At 35.3% G+C, this 18,631-nt stretch carries 19 protein-coding genes; 1 reads left to right on the top strand and 18 read right to left on the bottom strand.

Annotated features, from left to right (window positions below; all coding sequences use genetic code 11):
• Positions 1-21: 21 nt before the first annotated feature.
• The 18 genes from WMO14_RS01370 to WMO14_RS01285 all read right to left on the bottom strand — a co-directional run bounded on the left by WMO14_RS01370 (position 22) and on the right by WMO14_RS01285 (position 17,013).
• Positions 22-381 (bottom strand): Asp23/Gls24 family envelope stress response protein, encoded by a 360-nt coding sequence (locus WMO14_RS01370; protein WP_022501819.1) that lies wholly within the window; start codon positions 379-381, stop codon positions 22-24.
• A gap of 219 nt (positions 382-600) precedes the next feature.
• Positions 601-786, bottom strand: a complete 186-nt coding sequence (gene rpmB / locus WMO14_RS01365; RefSeq protein ID WP_022205439.1) for a 50S ribosomal protein L28 — start codon at positions 784-786, stop codon at positions 601-603.
• Between the two features lie 107 nt (positions 787-893).
• Positions 894-1,034, bottom strand: a complete 141-nt coding sequence (locus WMO14_RS01360; protein ID WP_022501820.1) for a hypothetical protein — start codon at positions 1,032-1,034, stop codon at positions 894-896.
• A gap of 118 nt (positions 1,035-1,152) precedes the next feature.
• A complete protein-coding gene (locus tag WMO14_RS01355) occupies positions 1,153-1,554 on the bottom strand; it encodes a GerW family sporulation protein (RefSeq protein WP_022501821.1) in 402 nt (133 codons plus the stop codon).
• Between the two features lie 15 nt (positions 1,555-1,569).
• Positions 1,570-2,679, bottom strand: a complete 1,110-nt coding sequence (locus tag WMO14_RS01350) for a DUF2953 domain-containing protein (RefSeq protein WP_022501822.1) — start codon at positions 2,677-2,679, stop codon at positions 1,570-1,572.
• Between the two features lie 14 nt (positions 2,680-2,693).
• Positions 2,694-3,023, bottom strand: a complete 330-nt coding sequence (locus WMO14_RS01345) for a hypothetical protein (protein WP_022501823.1) — start codon at positions 3,021-3,023, stop codon at positions 2,694-2,696.
• Between the two features lie 44 nt (positions 3,024-3,067).
• Entirely contained in the window at positions 3,068-4,468 is a 1,401-nt protein-coding gene (locus tag WMO14_RS01340; RefSeq protein ID WP_022501824.1) for a hypothetical protein, read from the bottom strand.
• Between the two features lie 34 nt (positions 4,469-4,502).
• Complete coding sequence (locus tag WMO14_RS01335) at positions 4,503-5,783, bottom strand: diaminopimelate decarboxylase (RefSeq protein WP_349153146.1); 1,281 nt, start codon at positions 5,781-5,783, stop codon at positions 4,503-4,505.
• A gap of 254 nt (positions 5,784-6,037) precedes the next feature.
• A complete protein-coding gene (locus tag WMO14_RS01330; RefSeq protein WP_022501826.1) occupies positions 6,038-6,361 on the bottom strand; it encodes a leucine-rich repeat protein in 324 nt (107 codons plus the stop codon).
• 93 nt (positions 6,362-6,454) lie between these two features.
• Entirely contained in the window at positions 6,455-7,399 is a 945-nt protein-coding gene (locus WMO14_RS01325) for a lytic transglycosylase domain-containing protein (RefSeq protein WP_090140039.1), read from the bottom strand.
• A 3-nt stretch (positions 7,400-7,402) separates the two neighbouring features.
• Positions 7,403-7,837 carry an NUDIX hydrolase gene (locus WMO14_RS01320; RefSeq protein WP_022501828.1) on the bottom strand — a complete coding sequence of 145 codons (435 nt, stop codon included), beginning with the start codon at positions 7,835-7,837 and terminating at the stop codon, positions 7,403-7,405.
• 148 nt (positions 7,838-7,985) lie between these two features.
• Complete coding sequence (locus WMO14_RS01315; protein WP_318255807.1) at positions 7,986-9,503, bottom strand: penicillin-binding transpeptidase domain-containing protein; 1,518 nt, start codon at positions 9,501-9,503, stop codon at positions 7,986-7,988.
• On the bottom strand, positions 9,427-10,806 hold the full coding sequence (locus tag WMO14_RS01310; RefSeq protein WP_349153145.1) for an FtsW/RodA/SpoVE family cell cycle protein: 1,380 nt from the start codon (positions 10,804-10,806) through the stop codon (positions 9,427-9,429). The genes WMO14_RS01315 and WMO14_RS01310 overlap by 77 nt, the downstream gene beginning before the upstream one ends.
• A gap of 2 nt (positions 10,807-10,808) precedes the next feature.
• Positions 10,809-13,334: a peptidase U32 family protein gene (locus tag WMO14_RS01305; protein WP_349153144.1), complete on the bottom strand. Its 2,526-nt coding sequence runs from the start codon at positions 13,332-13,334 to the stop codon at positions 10,809-10,811.
• 83 nt (positions 13,335-13,417) lie between these two features.
• The gene (locus WMO14_RS01300) at positions 13,418-13,825 is read right to left on the bottom strand and encodes a cell division protein ZapA (protein ID WP_022501832.1); all 408 of its coding nucleotides are present in this window, start codon (positions 13,823-13,825) and stop codon (positions 13,418-13,420) included.
• A 50-nt stretch (positions 13,826-13,875) separates the two neighbouring features.
• Positions 13,876-14,874, bottom strand: coding sequence for a Holliday junction branch migration DNA helicase RuvB (gene ruvB, locus WMO14_RS01295; RefSeq protein ID WP_055174640.1), 999 nt, complete (start codon positions 14,872-14,874; stop codon positions 13,876-13,878).
• A gap of 98 nt (positions 14,875-14,972) precedes the next feature.
• Entirely contained in the window at positions 14,973-15,596 is a 624-nt protein-coding gene (gene ruvA / locus WMO14_RS01290; protein WP_022501834.1) for a Holliday junction branch migration protein RuvA, read from the bottom strand.
• Between the two features lie 109 nt (positions 15,597-15,705).
• Complete coding sequence (locus WMO14_RS01285) at positions 15,706-17,013, bottom strand: ATP-binding protein (RefSeq protein WP_022501835.1); 1,308 nt, start codon at positions 17,011-17,013, stop codon at positions 15,706-15,708.
• Positions 17,014-17,228: 215 nt separating this feature from the next.
• Here WMO14_RS01285 and WMO14_RS01280 point away from each other — a divergent pair, with 215 nt between their 5' ends.
• Positions 17,229-18,524, top strand: coding sequence for a glycosyltransferase family 2 protein (locus WMO14_RS01280; RefSeq protein WP_022501836.1), 1,296 nt, complete (start codon positions 17,229-17,231; stop codon positions 18,522-18,524).
• Positions 18,525-18,631: the final 107 nt, after the last annotated feature.

The raw sequence follows: 18,631 nt of genomic DNA, 5'->3' as shown, positions 1-18,631 counted from the left end.
CAATCTACTTTATAAAAACAATTAATCTATAACACGAACGCCTTCAACATATATGTTAATCTTTTTAATTTCAAGGCCTGTGAATTCAGATACTTTGTACTTTACATTCTCAATAAGGTTGTCAGCAACTGTTGAAATGCTTACACCATAAGAAACTATAACGTGAAAATCAACTTCTATTCTATTGTCACTGTCTATCTCAACCTTAATACCTCTTGTAAGACTATCACCTTTTAACAGCTTAACAAGACCATCTTTCATACTTACTGCCGCCATTCCGACAATTCCGAAACACTCAACTGCTGTTGAACCAGCATACTGAGCAACAACATCACTTGAGATGGATACTTTTCCTAATTTGTTGTTTAATGTTCCATTCATATCTAGCCTCCATACTGCGACTTGTATTTTAAGGAATCTATGCAAAGCCTCTTATGAAGCATATTTGCAAGAAGTTTTGCGCAGTCAAACTTTCCCCACATATAAAGTATATTTTCATTATACTATCAAAGCTAAAATAAATAAAGTGAATTACGCAATTTTATTAAATTGTGCAATTCACTTTAATGTACTGATATAAATTTTCGAAAATTAATAGCATTAGGCACGCTCAACTTTACCTGAACGTAAGCAAGAAGTACATACATACATCTTCTTTGTTGCTCCATTAACCTTAACTCTAACAGACTTAACGTTAGAATTCCAAATCTTATTAGATCTTCTATGAGAATGACTCACTGCATTACCAAAGTGAGCACCTTTTTCGCAAACTGCACATTTAGCCATATCAATTACACCTCCTTACCGGTATTGGGTAAATTTACCCACAACAGAAATTATTGTATCAGAACATATTACATTTTGCAACACCTTTTTACTAAAAATATTACATTTTAATGACAAAACATATTATAACCTATAATAATAAGAGCAATTATTATAACTATATGCCAGAACATACTACCTGTAAAGATTAACCCTATAATCATTCCAACCGCAATCCAGAACATAATAAAGCCCAACATTCTGCACATAACAATCCTCTTCTTATGTACACTGCCCTTATCTTTATGATGTTATCAATACATATGGCGCAGATATACATATTATCCATTTTGTAAATGTATATGCTGTATACTCATTTTTTATAATCTATTCTTCATCTGTAACATCACTGATAGCTTCATCAATATCATCATCCATCTTTACATCACCAAACTTGCCAGTTATTCTGTCAACCACATCTGGAACCATATCCAAAATCTTAGTTACAGTATCCTGATTTTTGATATTAACAAGCTTAGTTGCACCATTCTGGATAACAAGAACAGCACTTGGAGACATCTTGCCTCCCATACCACCGCCGGCGTTATTCTTCTTATCACCAGCAAATGCACCGGCCCCAACACCAAACGATACATCAACTAATGGAAGTATAATTGTATCATTAACGTGTACCGCTTCCCCAACAACTGTCTTAGCTGATAAAAAGGAATCCATACCCTTAAAAAGCGATGCAACAGTTTCATTAAAATCATTCTTATTCTCTGCCATATTAATCCTCCATTACTAACCCTTATTAAACACAAGCTTTCTAAACCTGTTGTTTTTATATATTCTTAAAGCTATCAAAAGCAGGCGGTATATTCTTACCCTGCCTTTCATATATATATCCCCTTCCAGCACTTTCTGTTCAAATTCAGGGGTTATATTAAACTGAACACCTGTAATTCCATATATAACCGCAATCACTCCTAATATCCTGCCTGTCATATATGGTTCTTCACAACCATAGCGCACATTAACATCATACTTAACCGGTGTTATTTCTCTTATAAGTTCTTTAAGTTCCTTCTTAATAAGCCTTACAAGTTCTTTATTCTCTTCATCATTAATAATTACTTTTAAATCATTAATCTTCTGCCAAGCACTTCGCTTCTTATCCACAATGGCTTTTAAAAGCTTTTTAAACTTGCTTTTTATGCTTATAAGCTTATCTTTCACACTATTAAGTGCTGCTTTCAGCCTGCCAATGAGGTCTTTTTTCTTATGAGGCTGGCTGACTGACTGCCTATTATGTTTATCATCCTCATTATGCTGGTTATTACTTCTGCTTTCTATATGTTGCTTTATGTCAGCTTTTTTATGAATTTCTTCCAGCCTTTCTTTAGAAGAACTCCTTGAGGCTTTTTCATCTGTCTTTTCTAAAGCTTCATCTGCCACCATCTTTTTATCAGCAACGGCTTTTTCAGCTTCTAATGATTCAACCTGCACAGCAGTATCCTGACTATTGCCAGCACCACTTGTTTCATTCTGTCTACCAGCAGCGTATTGTCCGGCAGTTTCCTGACTGCTGTCCGCCACATACATATCATCAATGCACTTATCGCCTTCTTTATTCTTTTGCTTCTTCTCCTTATCCGAATTATTATCGAATATTTTAAAGAACATAGCATATGCCTTAACCGATAAGTCATTAGCATATGATGCTTTTAGCCTAAGAACATTAAGAAGCCAGCTTATCTTAATATTTGCCGTAAGCCTGCTATGATAATCAGCACTAATATTATATCTTACCGGCACGAATAAAACCATAAGCACCAGCAGAATTAATATTCCAAGCAATGATAGAAGCACTATTCCTGCTATTTTAAGAATTAATAATATAATATGAACCATTAATGCCCCCATTATTATTTATTGCCAAATCCAAGATATTCTCTTATATCAAATCCACCTGTAGCATTATACACTTCATCAATTATATCTCTCACAAGATTAAGTGCCTCATCACGTCCTTTAGCAAGTCCAACTACATATATTTCTTCGTTTACATTTTTATTCTTAAAATGTGGTTGTAAAAGCATATTAGCCGAATATATATCCAGAATATTGCAAGTGTTAGAAGCAAGTGTTATCAAAAATGTATCTGCACAAAATCTGTTCTTTCTTATATGTCCAAATACTTTATATTTATCTTTCTTTGCATTCTCACCAATATACAGCTTTCTATACCACTTCACAATATTCCTCGTTTCCAAGCAGTACAAGACCGCTTAATATACATTTATTGTCCGGCAATAATCATTCTTACTACTTCAACAACAGCCTTCTTCTCAGCTTCATCACTGCACTGTATTAATGAACTGTTGATATAATCCTGAATTTCTTCCGTATTATTAAAGAACACTGGAAGCATTGATAATACAGCCGCCATAACTGCTCTTTTAACACTTTGCTGACAGTCTGTAAATAACCTATCAAGCTCTGTAATAAGCTTTTCTGCCGCCATATCAGCATATGAATCATCAGGAATTTCATCAAAATATTCTTTAGGCGATATATCAACAAAGTCACTTCCTGACTGAAGCTTGCCGATTGCTTCAAGCGAGCTGTACATATCTGACAGTGCAAGTTCATCTAATGTATCATTAAGGTTGGCAGCAGCATACTGTGTTGCAAAATCAGCCGCCATTACAGTTTCTAATATACGCTCCTGTTTGCCCTCAAAAGCTGTAAAGAGTTCTGCTATCTCATCAAGCTCCTGCTCATCTTCAAACAGGCTCTTAGACTTAAGAATAATATCTTTAGCAACATTTACCTCTGTATTATCCCCTATTGTATTATTATCAGATAATATAATTGTATACAAATCATTAATTATCTGGGCAAGAAGCACATATATATCAGCTGCATTGTTCATCTTCTCTGTAGCTATATCAAGTGCACCCCTTAAACGTGTGTACTCACTGCTGTCAAGATTTTTATAATCTGCATTCTTTAACGTTACATAGAAATCATTCATATCCTTAAAGAACATTGAGTCTTTATCAGCATCTTTTAACATCGCACTTGTACTTAACGAATAATAGAAATCATCAATTGTCTGTTTCTGTGCTCCGTGATACAGCGTAAATGCATCTTTAATATGATCATAAAATCTTGCTTTTGACATTCTTATCGGAAGCTGGCCAACCATTTCAGATATTCTTCCATTGATAGATACATTATCTTTATCAGATAAAATGTAGTGCATTATGTCATTAGTCATATATGTATTATAGTATTCCTCATCAAGTTCATCATCCTTAAAGCGGTATTCTACTCTGTTCAATACATATTCGTATATCTTAAACTTGTCAACATAATCAGTTATGCTTTCCATAATAGCTATAAGACGGTTTCTTAGCGAACTAATCTTGTCTGTAAGAACATCTTCACTGGCAACAGCTGAATCTATGGAAGAAATCTCTATTATCTCATTGACACCCTGGAACATTTCAAGAAACAGCTCATCATCTATCTCATTATCCTTAATCATATTAAGAATTGTATAATAATTCATAGACATCTTAATATAAGCAAGACCATTATATAATGATGACAATCCCTTTCCATATTTAACAAGATTATCTGATAAATTCTTACCCTTTGTTATCTCACTGGCAATATATCCTAAATTCTTCATATACCTATTTCCAATCGTTAATTTTAATCAATGATTAATTTAAATTAAGCTTATCAAGCTTATCGCAGAAATCAAATGTTGCGAAATAATCTTTTGGTGTCTCTGCTCTTCTTATCATCTGTACACTTCCATCTTCCTTAAGCAGAAGCTCTGCTGATCTCAACTTACCATTATACTGGTACCCCATAGAATAACCATGTGCTCCAGTATCGTGAATAATGAGATAATCTCCCATATCAATCTTTGGCAGCATTCTGTCAATTGCAAATTTATCACTATTCTCACAAAGTGAACCTGTTACATCATACTTGTGGTCGCAAGGCTCATTTTCCTTACCTGCTACTGTAATATGATGATAAGCACCATAGATAGCTGGCCTCATAAGATTTACTGCACATGCATCAACACCAATATACTCCTTATAAATGTGCTTCTCGTGGATAGCCTTTGTTACAACACAGCCATAAGGTGCAAGCATAAATCTTCCAAGCTCTGTATATATCGCAACATCCCCCATACCAGCTGCTGTAAGAATTTCATCATATACCTTATGAACGCCAGCACCGATAACAGCAATATCATTAGGTGTCTGGTCTGGCTTGTATGCAACACCAACTCCACCAGAAAGGTTAATAAACTTAATATCAGCTCCTGTCTTATCACGAAGTTCTACAGCAAGCTCAAATAAACTCTTGGCAAGTGTTGGATAGTATTCATTAGAAACTGTGTTACTTGCAAGGAATGAATGTATACCAAAATGCTTAACACCCTTGCTCTTTAATATCTTAAAGGCTTCAATAATCTGATCGTGTGTCATACCATACTTGGCATCACCCGGATTGTCCATAATTGATGTTCCAAGCTGGAAATATCCGCCAGGGTTATATCTACAACTCATAGTTTCCGGAAACTTTCCATCAAGTATTTTATCTAAGAATTCAATGTGTGTAATATCATCAAGATTAATTGTTGCACCAATCTCATTGGCATAAGCATATTCTTCTGCTGGTGTATCATTAGATGAGAACATAATCTCACCCGGCTTATAATCAAGTGCATACGCCATCATAAGCTCTGTCTCAGATGCACAATCAACTCCACAGCCGTACTCCTTTAATATATTTAATATGTATGGATTAGGGGTAGCTTTTACCGCGAAATACTCTCTATAACCTTTATTCCATGCAAATGCTTCTTTTAATCTCTTTGCATTATCTCTTATTCCCTTCTCATCATAAAGATGATAAGGTGTAGGATATGTCTTATCAATCTCCTTAAGTTGCTCTAATGTTACAAATGTCTTCTTTTCGCTCATCTTACTCTCCGTTCCACATTCCTGTTACGTATTAAAGTCTGTACTTTTAACAGATTTCATTGAATGTAATTTATATATTTTTCCACGTTGAATTGTATATTAGTTATGACAATTCGTCAAGTACGGTTATTCTAACTTATCATTGTCCTGATTTAATACAAAATGGCAGGAAGCTGTAATCTGCTGGCTGTGCACCTCTCCCTCACACGCCATATATACCGCTCCTGCCATATTATTAATATTAAAACCACAAATTAATATGTAAGATTAGCACATCCCTTAAATGATGTAGGGTCAATCTTTACATCTTTGCCATACTGTGCACTCTTAAGATTAAAGCAGTTAAGAAATGCTTCACTTTCAATTCTTTCAAGTGTCGATGGAAATTCTACTTTCTCCAGCCTCTGGCAGTTCTCAAAAGCATTGTTGCTTATAACCTTAACACCTTCCGGAAGCACAACCTCCACAATGTCATCTCTATTAGCAAATAATTCTTCTGGAAGACAAGTAAAGTCACTCATATCTATCTCTTTATATGTTCTGTTGTATAATGTAACCTTAATTCTTTTATTGTTCATAATCTTTCCCTCACATTCTACATTGCTATCAATTGCAAAGCGGCAATGTTCGCTGTCTATTTAAACCAGCAGTGTTAATGCTGGTTATAATCTTTAATTCATATTAAGCATTTTAAGGACTGCCTGACTTGTGCTAAGCAGACCATTCTTATAGTATCCTAAAGCACTGTTATCATCACTGTAATTATTGTATGCTGTATTATATGTATTACTATCATCACTTGTATTAATAGTCGATGATACCGCTAACAGCTTTGATAATATTGCTTTATATGTATTAATTACATATTTGTAATCATCATAGCTGAACAGCACATTGGAACTGCTTGTTCCTGATGATGCACGGCTCTTTAATACTGCATCAGATATATTGTACTTATTAGCTGTTATCTGGTTTCTAAGTGCTGAAAGCTCCTGGTTATTCTCTCCCTGCTGGCTGTTATTCTGGGAATCAACCATTATTCCTGTATCGCCAACACATATACTCTGTGAAAGATCTGTAGCACCAGCTCCATCAATTGTTGTTGAATCGGAAGAAAGTGCTCCACCTAATATATCATTAATTCTGTCTATATATCCTAATGTCTCTTTATATGGAGGAACTCCACCATATTTGCTTACAGAACCACTTCCAGCATTATATGCAGCAAGGGCAAGTGTAACATTACCATTGTAATCATCTAAAAGATACGCAAGCATCTTCGCTCCACCTGTAATATTCTGTCTTGCATCAAATGGATCTTCAACGCCTAACGATTCTGCCGTTGTCGGCATAAGCTGCATAATCCCCTGTGCCCCACAATATGATACTGCTTCTGTATCAAAATCCGACTCTGCCTTTGCAACCGCCTTTAACAGGTTAACATTGACACCATATTCATTGGATACTTCATTAAATATATCATCTAATGACTCGCTTCCTGAACTTATGTTGTTAATTACATTATCAAAATCAGTTGCACCAGCCGGTTTAATATTATCTCCCTGACTTACAAGATATACATTACCATCTAACATATTAACTGAATCTACTACCATTACTCACCAGTTTCCTTCTTTTCTTAATTGTCTATACATTGTATAAGCATCTGAAAGTATCTGTTTCTCATTCGGATATTCCAGAAGATGATACGCCTCGTGATACTTATAGTAACCTGCATCGTAAAAAAATTCTTCTTTCTGAGGCACACAGTCATAGCTGTCGGATTCACACAGATACCAGTGAACGATCTTATCGATGTTCTTGTGTCCAGCCTTAAATGAATAATTCGTACTGCCAATGTAAGCTCTTATTCTTACATCAGCACCTGCCTCCTCATTCACTTCACGCACAGCTGTCTGTTCATAAGTTTCTCCCTTTTCGACTGTCCCCTTTGGAAGTACCCAGCCATCTCGTGAATTCATAAAATTCTTATATAATACAAGAACTTTGCCTCTGAATATTACAACTCCTCCACAGCTTACTGCTTCTGACATATCGTTTCCTCCAATCCATTATACAATGCTGATATTTTTTTATCAAGGCTAAATGTTTGACATAGCGTGCTGTTTTCTGACATTTTTCGCAATCTCTTATATATATGACGTCATCAACAAATAAGCTCCTGCCAAACATATTAACATATTATTGAAAATACGCATCAAATACAGCCTTCGCTATATACTGTGCACTTGATACACCTGAATAGCCACCCTCAAGCACAACACTTACTACAATCTCTGGTGTCTCTGCCGGAGCAAATCCAACAAACCACGAATGTACATTATCACTATTATCGTATTGTGCCGAGCCAGTCTTACCAGCAGCATTATATGATGACCATCTCATTGAACCACCTGTACCTGAATCAACAACCTCTTCCATACATTCTGTAAGATACTGTGCTTCGTCACTTGTCATAAGCTTGTCAATAACTGTTGGTTTATTCTGTTTTACTACTCTGCCATAAGCATCTTCTATTCTGTCAACCAGATATGGTGTCATCATTGTACCATCATTAGCCACTGTTGCAGCTATCATAAGATTATGGAGTGGACTTATCATAGTTTTTCCTTGTCCAATTGCAGTTTCCTGTGCTTCACTTATGCCTGACTCCTCACTCAGTGCAAATGAACTTTTATTATATTCAAATGCGACCGGTATATTCTTATTAAATAAAAATGAGGTGCATAGATTCTTAAATGAGGTCAGCTTAAGTCCTGCACCTATATGCGAAAAGGCTGAATTACAGGAATTAGCAAAAGCATCTACAAGATCTTGCTTTCCATGTGCTTTTCCATCTGCACATGGAATTGTTGTTCCACCTTCCTCATAATCACTTCCGTCGCATACATACATAAATGAATTATCTGTACCATTTTCCCTTATATACTCAAGTGTTGTAAGTATCTTAAAGGTTGAACCCGGTGCATACAATCCTTGTGTAGCCCTGTTTAAAAGAACCGACTCTGAACTATCATAATTAATCCATTTATCGTAATCTTTATCTACCAGATTAGGGTCAAAATCAGGCTTGGAAACCATTGCCAGTATCTTTCCTGTAGAACTTTCCATAACTATCACAGCACCTTTGTTACTGCCAAGTGCCTTATATGCTGCCTTCTGCAAGGTTGTATCCAATGTTGTATACACATTATGTCCCTTTGCCTTATCGCCTGTTAAATCATTGGATATCTGATCAAATATATTATCTGTCTCAGATAACAGATAATAATTCTCTGTTGACTCAATTCCCATCTTCGTCTTGGAATTATATCCTATGACGTGGCCAAAAAGCTTTTTCTGTGGATACACTCTTGTCTCTGTACCGTCATCTGCCGTATCAGTCGTTGCAAGCACTGTTCCATCAGAAGCATATATATCGCCTCTCACAACCTTATCAGCCTGATTATCTATTCTTTTATTATATGGATTGTTAATAACATCTTTGGCATCTTTGATATTAAATACACAAAGATATACTATCATAATTGCAAATAAGCCTATAAACACAAAAGATATTATATTAGTTTCCCTGTTTCTAAGGCCTTTTTTACTTCCTTCTACAATATCCGTTTCTTTTTCTTTACGCCTGATGTTTCTTCGGCGTTGTTTTTGCTGTTGATTGTTTTTTTGCATTTTTACCTTTTCTGTCATCTTCATACTCGCTTTCATCAAGTCTCATATTATACATTCCATTAATCAGTGCAAACATCACTAACGAACTTATTATAGAGCTTCCTCCATAACTTACGAACGGCAGTGTTACACCAGTCATCGGAATAAGCTTTATTGCTCCTCCAACTGTAAGGAACACCTGAAAGCCATATGTAACTCCAAGTCCAACTGCGACAAGCCTGTAAAACAATGTCTTACATCTTGATGCAATGTTCATCATAAGTATAAGATTATTAAGGCATACCAGTAATAACGATATAGCAAATATTAATCCAAACTCCTCTGAAATAGCTGAGAACATAAAATCCTTTTCTGCAACAGGAATTTTATCCGGCATACCCTGGCAAAAACCATATCCAAACCACGAACCCATTCCTATTGAAAACAGCGACTGGCATACCTGATAACCACTATCATCAATATGGCTCCACGGATCTTTCCATATTATAACTCTTTTTCTTACATGAGAGAAAAGCTTATAGGCGATAACACCTGCAACTCCTCCACCCATAATGCCTGCACCTGCATATAACACATTCTTGGTTGCAATATAAAGCATAGCAATATAGACCACGAAAAATATAAGTGCTGCTCCAAGATCTGTTGACAGCACAAGTATTATAACATGAAGTGCGGCAAATGCTGTAACTACAGCAGTCTGTCTGAATGTTGTTGCTTTATTAAACATCGAAGCTACAAACATTACATATAATATCTTTACGAATTCTGCCGGCTGTACTGACACAGGTCCTATTGTAAGAACAAGATTAGCTCCATATATCTTATTGCCAAGAAGAACTGCCAGCAGAAGCACAAGTCCTGTGCCACAATATATCCATCCCATCTTTCTGAAGCTTTTCACAGTCTTTAACAACCACGGAATGGCAAGCGTAAGCAATGTGCCCGCAACCGCTATAGCAAACTGCTTTACGCATTTGGTATAACTTAATCTTGCTATCATAACAAAGCCAACCGCCATCAGCATACACATATTATTAACAAGCAGTCTTGATGCTTTAGGATAAAATACCATATAAAGCATAATAACTGCACCAAGATATACCAGCTGTGCAAAATACAGATATATATAATTCATATCATCATACGCAACATACATTATAAGATAACCAGTAAAATGTACAATTACCATTATAATATTCTGTATCCGGTATATCTTTTTTCTTTTATCTTCATTTCTTATTACTGCACCCCTGTATGCCGCGAGTGCATAGAAAGCCATAAGAAATGCAAGTACATATTTTGATAATTCCAAACAAACTGTCTGCATAATTAATTGACTCCTCTATAGAAATGTCCCTTATATGGCGATACCCCCTCAAAGCTTAAAGCTTTCTTTATTGTAAAAGTATCTTCATCTATGAACTCAAATCTTAACGACCTAACACCAAGGTCATTTCTTTTAAGTTCTTCTGTTAAATCAAATGTGCCTGCCCACGTCACTGTGTAACAATAACTGCATACGCTCTCAACTATGTAGCTTACATCACTACCCTGCTTTAAAAGAGTTGTACTACACTTCTTATCACATATTCCATAAGTCTTTCTAACACACGATTTAGATACCATAGCAGGTATTTTTCCATACACAATAATCTCACTTCCAGCAGTCAGAGTATCCTGTAACTCAGAATTATTAAGCTCAAGCGGAAGTGTGTGGGATAGCAGCCTTACCCCCGCCTTATCAGCAATATCTTTCAATTCATAACCTGCATACTTATTAAATACATACAGTCCTGTATCAGTAATTATATCTTTAACTTTAGACTTTCTGCTTCCTATAAGTCCGATTTCTTCAATATTTCTTACAAGATAGCCGTCTATTATTATTCCAGTATTATGTTCTATATCATCAAGCATAGCCGAAAGCTGTCTTGCCCTGCTCTGTTCAAGAATATAAGGAAGTGCTATAAACAGCTTAATTCCCATTTTGTTGATTTTTTCACACACTTTAATAAATCTCTGCCGGTCGCTGTAATACATTCCAAAATCAAGATATATTCTTCCAACTGCAATATCCAGCTTATTATCAGGACTGCTGACTATATCAATCACCGAGCTGACAATATCAAAGGAATGACAATATACTGTACATAACATCTTGCCTGCATTATCTGACACATCATTATATTGACTTTCAATACCTGTGCAATTATTGTTATGCTCATTATGTGCATCACAATCCGAACTTAATATGCTATTATCCTGCTCGTTATATGTCATACAGCAGGGATTTATTATACTATCGTCCGGCTCTTTATATGTCCTGCAATATGAACTTAATATATTATTATCAAGCTGTGCTATAACTTCTCTTCTTAGCTTCTTTAATTCTCCAACCGATAAGAACACATCATTATCCATATGAAGTTCTATGCCAGACACTTTATATCCGGTGTTACCTGTCATTATAAGCTTGCTCTTAACATCTTCGTAATCGGCTGGCTGTTTTAAAGCTTTAGTCACCTCACTGCCTGATATGCTTGCACTGAATTGACCAGTCACAGCGGTAAGACTTAATGGTGAGCCTTTCACAGCCTCCATATACATATCAATATCTCTTTCAAAGCTTGTCTGCACATACTTTTCTTTTACAAGTCTTTCAAGAGAAGAATTCTTCATTCTGTTAATAATTCTGTCCTTGTACAGATTATATTTTCTTGGAAGATTGACCACTAAAGTATTACCCGCCTTAACAAACGAGCCACTCTCAAAGCTGTGTTCCTTGTCAATCTCGAATACATCCTGTGGATTGATATCCTTTAATGCTTTAAATGTAACCCTTCCCTTATCATTACTAACGACCTTTAATGCTTCACTCCCCCTATGATTAGGACGTTCATACGACATCATCTCCTTACCCTTCTTGCTGTTATAAAACCCTGTCGTAAAAGAGCCTCGGTTATATATATCACATAGATTATCTATATCTTTCTTAGTTATTTTATAGCCTTTTCTTCCATATTTAATGTATTCATCAACATAATGCCTATATATAGAAGTAACATATGCGGCATAGGTCACATTTTTCATTCTTCCTTCTATCTTTAACGAATACACACCAGCTTCTATTATATCTGGAAGTATAGGCAGGGCACACATATCTTTAGGACTTAATGCAAAGGAATTATCTTTGTCGTTAATCTGACTGTCATTATCATATACTTTATAAGAAAGCCTGCAGGGCTGTGCACATCTTCCCCTGTTGCCGCTTCTTCCACCTCTGAAACTGCTCATAAGACATTGTCCCGAGTAACAATAACACATAGCACCGTGAACAAAGCTTTCAATCTCCATATCCGGACAATCTTTATGAAGCTGTGCAATCTCAGTTAATGTCATCTCTCTTGAAGTGACAACACGCTCTGCACCCATATCCCACAGAAGCTTAGCACCAAGACTGCCTGTCTGTGTCATCTGTGTGCTTGCGTGTATGTCCATATCTGGAAAATGCTTCTTTATAAGCCGCATAACTCCTAAATCCTGAACAATAACCGCATCAAGTCCGTGTTCATAAAATGGTCTTATATATGAAATCAATTGTCCTTCTATCTCTTTGTGCTTAAGAAGTGTATTAACTGTAAGATATATTCTGCACCCAGCTCTATGTGCATAGTCAAGTGCTTCAAGCATCTCTTCATTATTAAGATTGCCTGCGTATGCCCTTGCGCCGAACATATCTCCTCCAAGATACACCGCATCTGCCCCTGCATTAATAACAGCCTTACATATTTCAAGAGAACCTGCTGGTGCAAGAACTTCTATTCTGTTGTAGTTGTTACCATGTGTTAATTCCATAATATATCATTTATCCTCATTCTATAATACTTATTAATCAAATCGGGACTGTAGCACATTGTCCCCAGCCCCGCTAAATATAATTATTTCTTTGAATCATTAAGTTCTGTTTCAAGCTTTACAATGGTATTTTGAAGCTTCTCTATGTTACCCTTCAATTCCTCAATCTGCTTATCAGCAGACTCAGACTTTATCTGTGCTGCAATAAGTTCGTGCTTAAGGTCATAGATTTCCTTATCTTTATTCTCAATCTCTAAAGATAAACCATCACCAAGCTTCTTTGCCTTAAAATAATCATCGGCAACATTAAGATACATAAGATTAGCTCTTATCTCTGCTGACTGCTTTCTAAAATTCTCGTCTTTACCGAACTCAGCAAGTTTATTATTAATATATGATGCTATCTTCTGAAGATATTCTTCACTTTCATATCCTCCCAAAGTAAATACTTTTCCACCTATGATTACCTCTGTTGTATTCTTTGATGACATCTGCATCCTCCTGACCTGCTTAACAATAATATATAGTAAGTATACAATATCTACTCTCTTAGTTCAATACCAAGATTATCATATGCTTTCTTTGTTGCAACTCTTCCTCTAGGTGTCCTGTTAATATAATCATTCTGTATAAGATATGGCTCATATACATCTTCAAGCGTTCCCGAATCTTCACCAATAGAAGCCGCAAGTGTCTCTATTCCAACAGGTCCTCCGTCAAATTTCTCTACAATTGTAGAAAGAATAAGCCTGTCATTCCTATCAAGTCCGTCCCTGTCAACATCTAAAAGATCAAGTGCATAATCAGCAACATCTTTAGTTATATTACCGTCATATTTTACCTGTGCAAAATCCCTTACCCTCTTTAATAATCTGTTGGCAAGTCGTGGTGTTCCCCTTGATCTTCTTGCAAGCTCATATGCACCATCATCATCAATATCAACGCCAAGAACCTCTGCTGACCTTACTATAATCTTCTTTAATTCATCACAATTATAGAATTCAAGATGATTAACAACTCCAAATCTATCTCTTAAAGGTGCAGATAAAAGTCCTGCTCTTGTCGTTGCACCAACAAGTGTAAAATGCGGAAGGTCAAGTCTTATCGACCTTGCAGTAGCACCTTTTCCAATCATTATATCAATCTCATAATCTTCCATTGCTGGATACAGTACTTCCTCAACCTGTCTGTTAAGTCTGTGTATCTCATCAACGAACAATATATCTCCCTCACTAAGATTATTGAGTATTGCTGCCATTTCTCCAGGTTTCTCTATAGCCGGACCAGAAGTTACCTTTATATTAACTCCCATTTCATTAGCTATAATTCCAGCAAGTGTTGTCTTACCAAGTCCAGGAGGTCCATAAAATAAGACATGGTCTAGTGAATCTCCTCTCTCCTTTGCTGCCTTTATATATACTTTAAGGTTTCTTTTAACCTTTTCCTGTCCTACATAATCATCAAGCTTTAATGGTCTTAACGAATTCTCTATCTTTGCATCTTCCGTAAGGATTTCTGTGGATATTATTCTTTTTTCCACGTTGTATTTCACCTCCTCATAATTAAATACCCTTTTTATAACTAAGCACTATTTTATAATCAAATGCTCTCTTATATTCAAATATTCTTTTATTTTACCTATAAAGTTGCAAGGCTTTTAAGAGCCTCCTTAAGTATTGCCTCTGAATTCTTCTTATCAATATCATCAACCTTCTTGACAGCCTTAATCGCATCCTTACTGCTATAGCCAAGTGATACAAGTGCCTCAACTGCATCATTCATAACAATAATAGAATTATCCTGCTCTGCTGCCGCATTTGCCTTATTTCTGTTATTAAGTGCCATCTCAAAGGCTTCCTCAACCTTTAACTTATCCTTAAGTTCAATAATAAGCCTCTGTGCTGTCTTAGCACCAACACCCGGACAGCTCTTTATAAGATTAACATCATCTGACAGTACTGCAAATCTTAAATCATCTGTGCTGATTGCTGATAATATTCCAAGTGCCCCCTTAGGACCTATTCCGTTGACATTTATTAATAATTTAAATACGTTAAGTTCATCTCTTGTAAGAAATCCATACAGGCTCATATCGTCTTCTCTTACGTGCAGATATGTATACACCTTTACAAATTCACCCGATTTAGGTATATTTTCAGCTGTAAGGGACGATGTCTTAATGTCATAGCCAATCCCATTATTCTCTATAACTATCCCTTCTGGTGTCATCTCAACAAATTCACCTATTATATATGAATACATTATTACTCTCCGCTCTTATATTTAAAATACTATTTATGATTTTATTTTGTTGTTTTTATCCTATTTTTCAAAATGCTGTTTTATAATATCATTATTTTACATATAAATATTACTTCCGCATTCCAAGACAATGGTTAATAAACTGCTGTGCGGTTCTTCCTGATATGCCTCCGTGGCTTAATTCCCACTTATTAGCCTCAGCCATAAGTTCTTCTTCTGACATATCAAGTCCATTTTTCTTGGCAAGTCCTATTACAATATTATAATATTCCTTATTAGATGGTTTAGAATAGCTTATCTGACACCCAAATCTATTAACAAGCGACATCTTTTCTTCAATCGTATCTGATCTGTGAAGTCCGTTAGAAGATTCCATATCATTTCTGTCGTTCCATGTTTCTTTGATAAGATGTCTTCTGTTAGATGTCGCATATATAAGAATATTGTCAGGCTTAGTTTCAACGCCACCCTCAATGACTGCCTTTAAGAACTTGTACTCAATCTCAAATTCTTCAAATGATAAATCATCCATATATATAATGAACTTGTAGTTTCTGTTCTTAATGGCCGCTATTACATTTGATAAATCCTTAAACTGATGCTTATATATCTCTATCATTCTTAAGCCCTGGTCATAATATTCATTAACGATAGCCTTGATACTTGTAGACTTACCAGTTCCGCTGTCACCAAATAAAAGAGCATTATTGGCTTTTCTGCCCTGAACAAAGTTCTCTGTATTCTCAACAAGCTTCTTTTTTTGTATCTCATATCCAATAAGATCATCTAATACAACCTTATCCATATTATTAATAGGGTTAAATGTAAGCTTTCCATTCTCTGTTGCAGATATTCTGAACGCCTTGTTAAGTCCGAACATACCTACGCCATATGCTTTATAGAATTCTGTAACTATATCAAAGAATTCATCTGCATTAGCAGCTTTGGCAAGCTTTTCGCTTAATGCCTGAACCTTTTCACTTACATTTTTATTATACATCAGCTCCTTCTTAACGATTGCCTTATAATCAGAGATTATAGAGAAACAGTCAATGCCGAGTTCTTTCTCTATAAATGAAAAATCATAATGGAAAAGATTGTAGAATACTTTAAAGTCATTCTTTGCAAATACATTAACACTTCCGTCATTAGCTCCTACCTTTTCACAGGTAATGCTGAATGGATTCTCATTAGTAATAAGAAAATATGTAAGATAATTCTGCCATAAATTCTTATCGAAACCATAATCTGTTGCAACTTCTAAAATTCTTTTTACCTGAGTATATATATCTGTAACCAGCTCTTCTTTTGATGATAATTTGTTATCAAAACGATTGAATATATCTGCCATTGATGATAAAATAGAACTGTTATCGAGATTTCCATACATAATTAATTGAGATATTTCTTTATACATTTTAGTATTCCTTTCGCCAATGTGTATATGTAACTTTTATATAATAACACATATAATATCACATTGAGAGCGAATTTTGTCACTTTTTTTAGAAATATTAGTTCGATTAACTATTGACAGCTAACGAACTAATGATATAATCTGTAAAGAACTTTGCAAAAGTTTGTAAAAGTTTTAACAGACTTTTATTTTTTAATGATTAGTGAGGATTTCAAATGAAAATCGTATCAGATATCAACGCATTTGTGTATATTGTATTGACCATCTTCTATTGTTATCAGGGAATATACGTTATTATCGCATTGCTTGGTAAAAAGAAAAAAAAGAATTACAACACCGAAGCTAAGACACTTCACAAATACGCATTTATTATTGCCGCACGTAATGAAAATGCCGTTATTGGCAATTTAATTGACAGTATTAAGAACCAGAATTATCCTTCAGAGCTTATTGATGTTATCGTAGTAGCTGATAACTGTACTGATAATACTGCGGAGATTTCAAGACAACACGGTGCCATTGTTTATGAGCGTTTCAACAATATACTTATTGGTAAAGGCTATGCTATGGACTATGTCTTTAATAAGATATGTGAAGAACGTGGTGATTACACTTGTTATGACGGTTATTTCGTATTCGATGCAGATAATATTATCGATGTCAATTACGTCAGAGAGATGAACAAAGTATTCGACAGTGGGTACAAAGTTGTCACAAGCTATCGTAACTCTAAGAATTATGACACTAACTGGATTACAGCCGGTTATTCTTTATGGTTTATAAGAGAAGCTAAATATCTTAACAACCCACGAATGATGATTAAGACAAGCTGTGCTGTATCCGGAACTGGCTATCTTGTAGACAGCTCTATTATCAAGAAGAACCACGGCTGGAAATGCAATCTTTTAACAGAGGATATTGAATTTACTGTAACTAATATTCTTGATGGCGAAAAGGTTGGTTATTGCGAAGATGCTATGTTCTATGATGAACAGCCAACAACATTTAAACAGTCTTGGAATCAGCGTATGCGTTGGACAAAAGGCTTCTATCAGGTATTATTTAAGTATGGCAGAGACTTATTCAGGACAATGTTCAAGGAAAAGAGAATGTTCGTATCCTGCTATGATATGATAATGACACTTGCACCTGCTACTTTATTTACACTTGGAACAATACTTCTTAATGTAATAATATTATTATGTGGTGGTCTTAATCCTACATTATTCAAGCAGATTGCTGGTCCAACTGTTCAGGCTATTTTACTTGGTTTCTTTAATTTCTATATGATGCTTTTAGTAATAGGACTTATAACTTTAATAACTGAGTGGAAGAAGATTCTTGCACCTGCAAGAAAGAAGATTATGTATCTTTTCTCTTTTCCTCTCTTTATAGCTACATATATTCCAATCTCAATTGTAGCGTTATTTAAGAAGGTTGAATGGAAGCCAATTCCTCATACTGTTGTTAAGACTATTGATGATTTATCAATGACACAGTATAAGCAGTAATTCTATTAAAAATTTAAACTAAATAATGATATAAAAAAAGGGGCTGTCGCACTAAGAAATTAGTGCGATGCCCCTTCTTTTATGTTAAGGCGGTATATAATCTAAAA

Origin of the sequence: Lachnospira rogosae (ex Hitch et al. 2025), assembly GCF_040096455.1 — a bacterium.
Lineage (GTDB): Bacteria > Bacillota > Clostridia > Lachnospirales > Lachnospiraceae > Lachnospira > Lachnospira rogosae.
This window is presented reverse-complemented; position numbering and strand designations above follow the sequence as displayed.

Bases quoted from the DNA above. Each gene is read 5' to 3' on its own strand.
- WMO14_RS01340 (WP_022501824.1), bottom strand. From the start codon at position 4,468: ATGAAGAATTTAGGATATATTGCCAGTGAGATAACAAAGGGTAAGAAT.
- WMO14_RS01320 (WP_022501828.1), bottom strand. From the start codon at position 7,837: ATGTCAGAAGCAGTAAGCTGTGGAGGAGTTGTAATATTCAGAGGCAAA.
- WMO14_RS01305 (WP_349153144.1), bottom strand. From the start codon at position 13,334: ATGGAATTAACACATGGTAACAACTACAACAGAATAGAAGTTCTTGCA.
- WMO14_RS01355 (WP_022501821.1), bottom strand. From the start codon at position 1,554: ATGGCAGAGAATAAGAATGATTTTAATGAAACTGTTGCATCGCTTTTT.
- WMO14_RS01370 (WP_022501819.1), bottom strand. From the start codon at position 381: ATGAATGGAACATTAAACAACAAATTAGGAAAAGTATCCATCTCAAGT.
- WMO14_RS01350 (WP_022501822.1), bottom strand. From the start codon at position 2,679: ATGGTTCATATTATATTATTAATTCTTAAAATAGCAGGAATAGTGCTT.
- WMO14_RS01300 (WP_022501832.1), bottom strand. From the start codon at position 13,825: ATGTCATCAAAGAATACAACAGAGGTAATCATAGGTGGAAAAGTATTT.
- WMO14_RS01360 (WP_022501820.1), bottom strand. From the start codon at position 1,034: ATGTGCAGAATGTTGGGCTTTATTATGTTCTGGATTGCGGTTGGAATG.
- rpmB (WP_022205439.1), bottom strand. From the start codon at position 786: ATGGCTAAATGTGCAGTTTGCGAAAAAGGTGCTCACTTTGGTAATGCA.
- WMO14_RS01335 (WP_349153146.1), bottom strand. From the start codon at position 5,783: ATGAGCGAAAAGAAGACATTTGTAACATTAGAGCAACTTAAGGAGATT.
- WMO14_RS01285 (WP_022501835.1), bottom strand. From the start codon at position 17,013: ATGTATAAAGAAATATCTCAATTAATTATGTATGGAAATCTCGATAAC.
- WMO14_RS01310 (WP_349153145.1), bottom strand. From the start codon at position 10,806: ATGCAGACAGTTTGTTTGGAATTATCAAAATATGTACTTGCATTTCTT.
- WMO14_RS01315 (WP_318255807.1), bottom strand. From the start codon at position 9,503: ATGAAGATGACAGAAAAGGTAAAAATGCAAAAAAACAATCAACAGCAA.
- WMO14_RS01325 (WP_090140039.1), bottom strand. From the start codon at position 7,399: ATGGTAGTAGATTCAGTTAATATGTTAGATGGTAATGTATATCTTGTA.
- WMO14_RS01280 (WP_022501836.1), top strand. From the start codon at position 17,229: ATGAAAATCGTATCAGATATCAACGCATTTGTGTATATTGTATTGACC.
- WMO14_RS01330 (WP_022501826.1), bottom strand. From the start codon at position 6,361: ATGAACAATAAAAGAATTAAGGTTACATTATACAACAGAACATATAAA.
- ruvA (WP_022501834.1), bottom strand. From the start codon at position 15,596: ATGTATTCATATATAATAGGTGAATTTGTTGAGATGACACCAGAAGGG.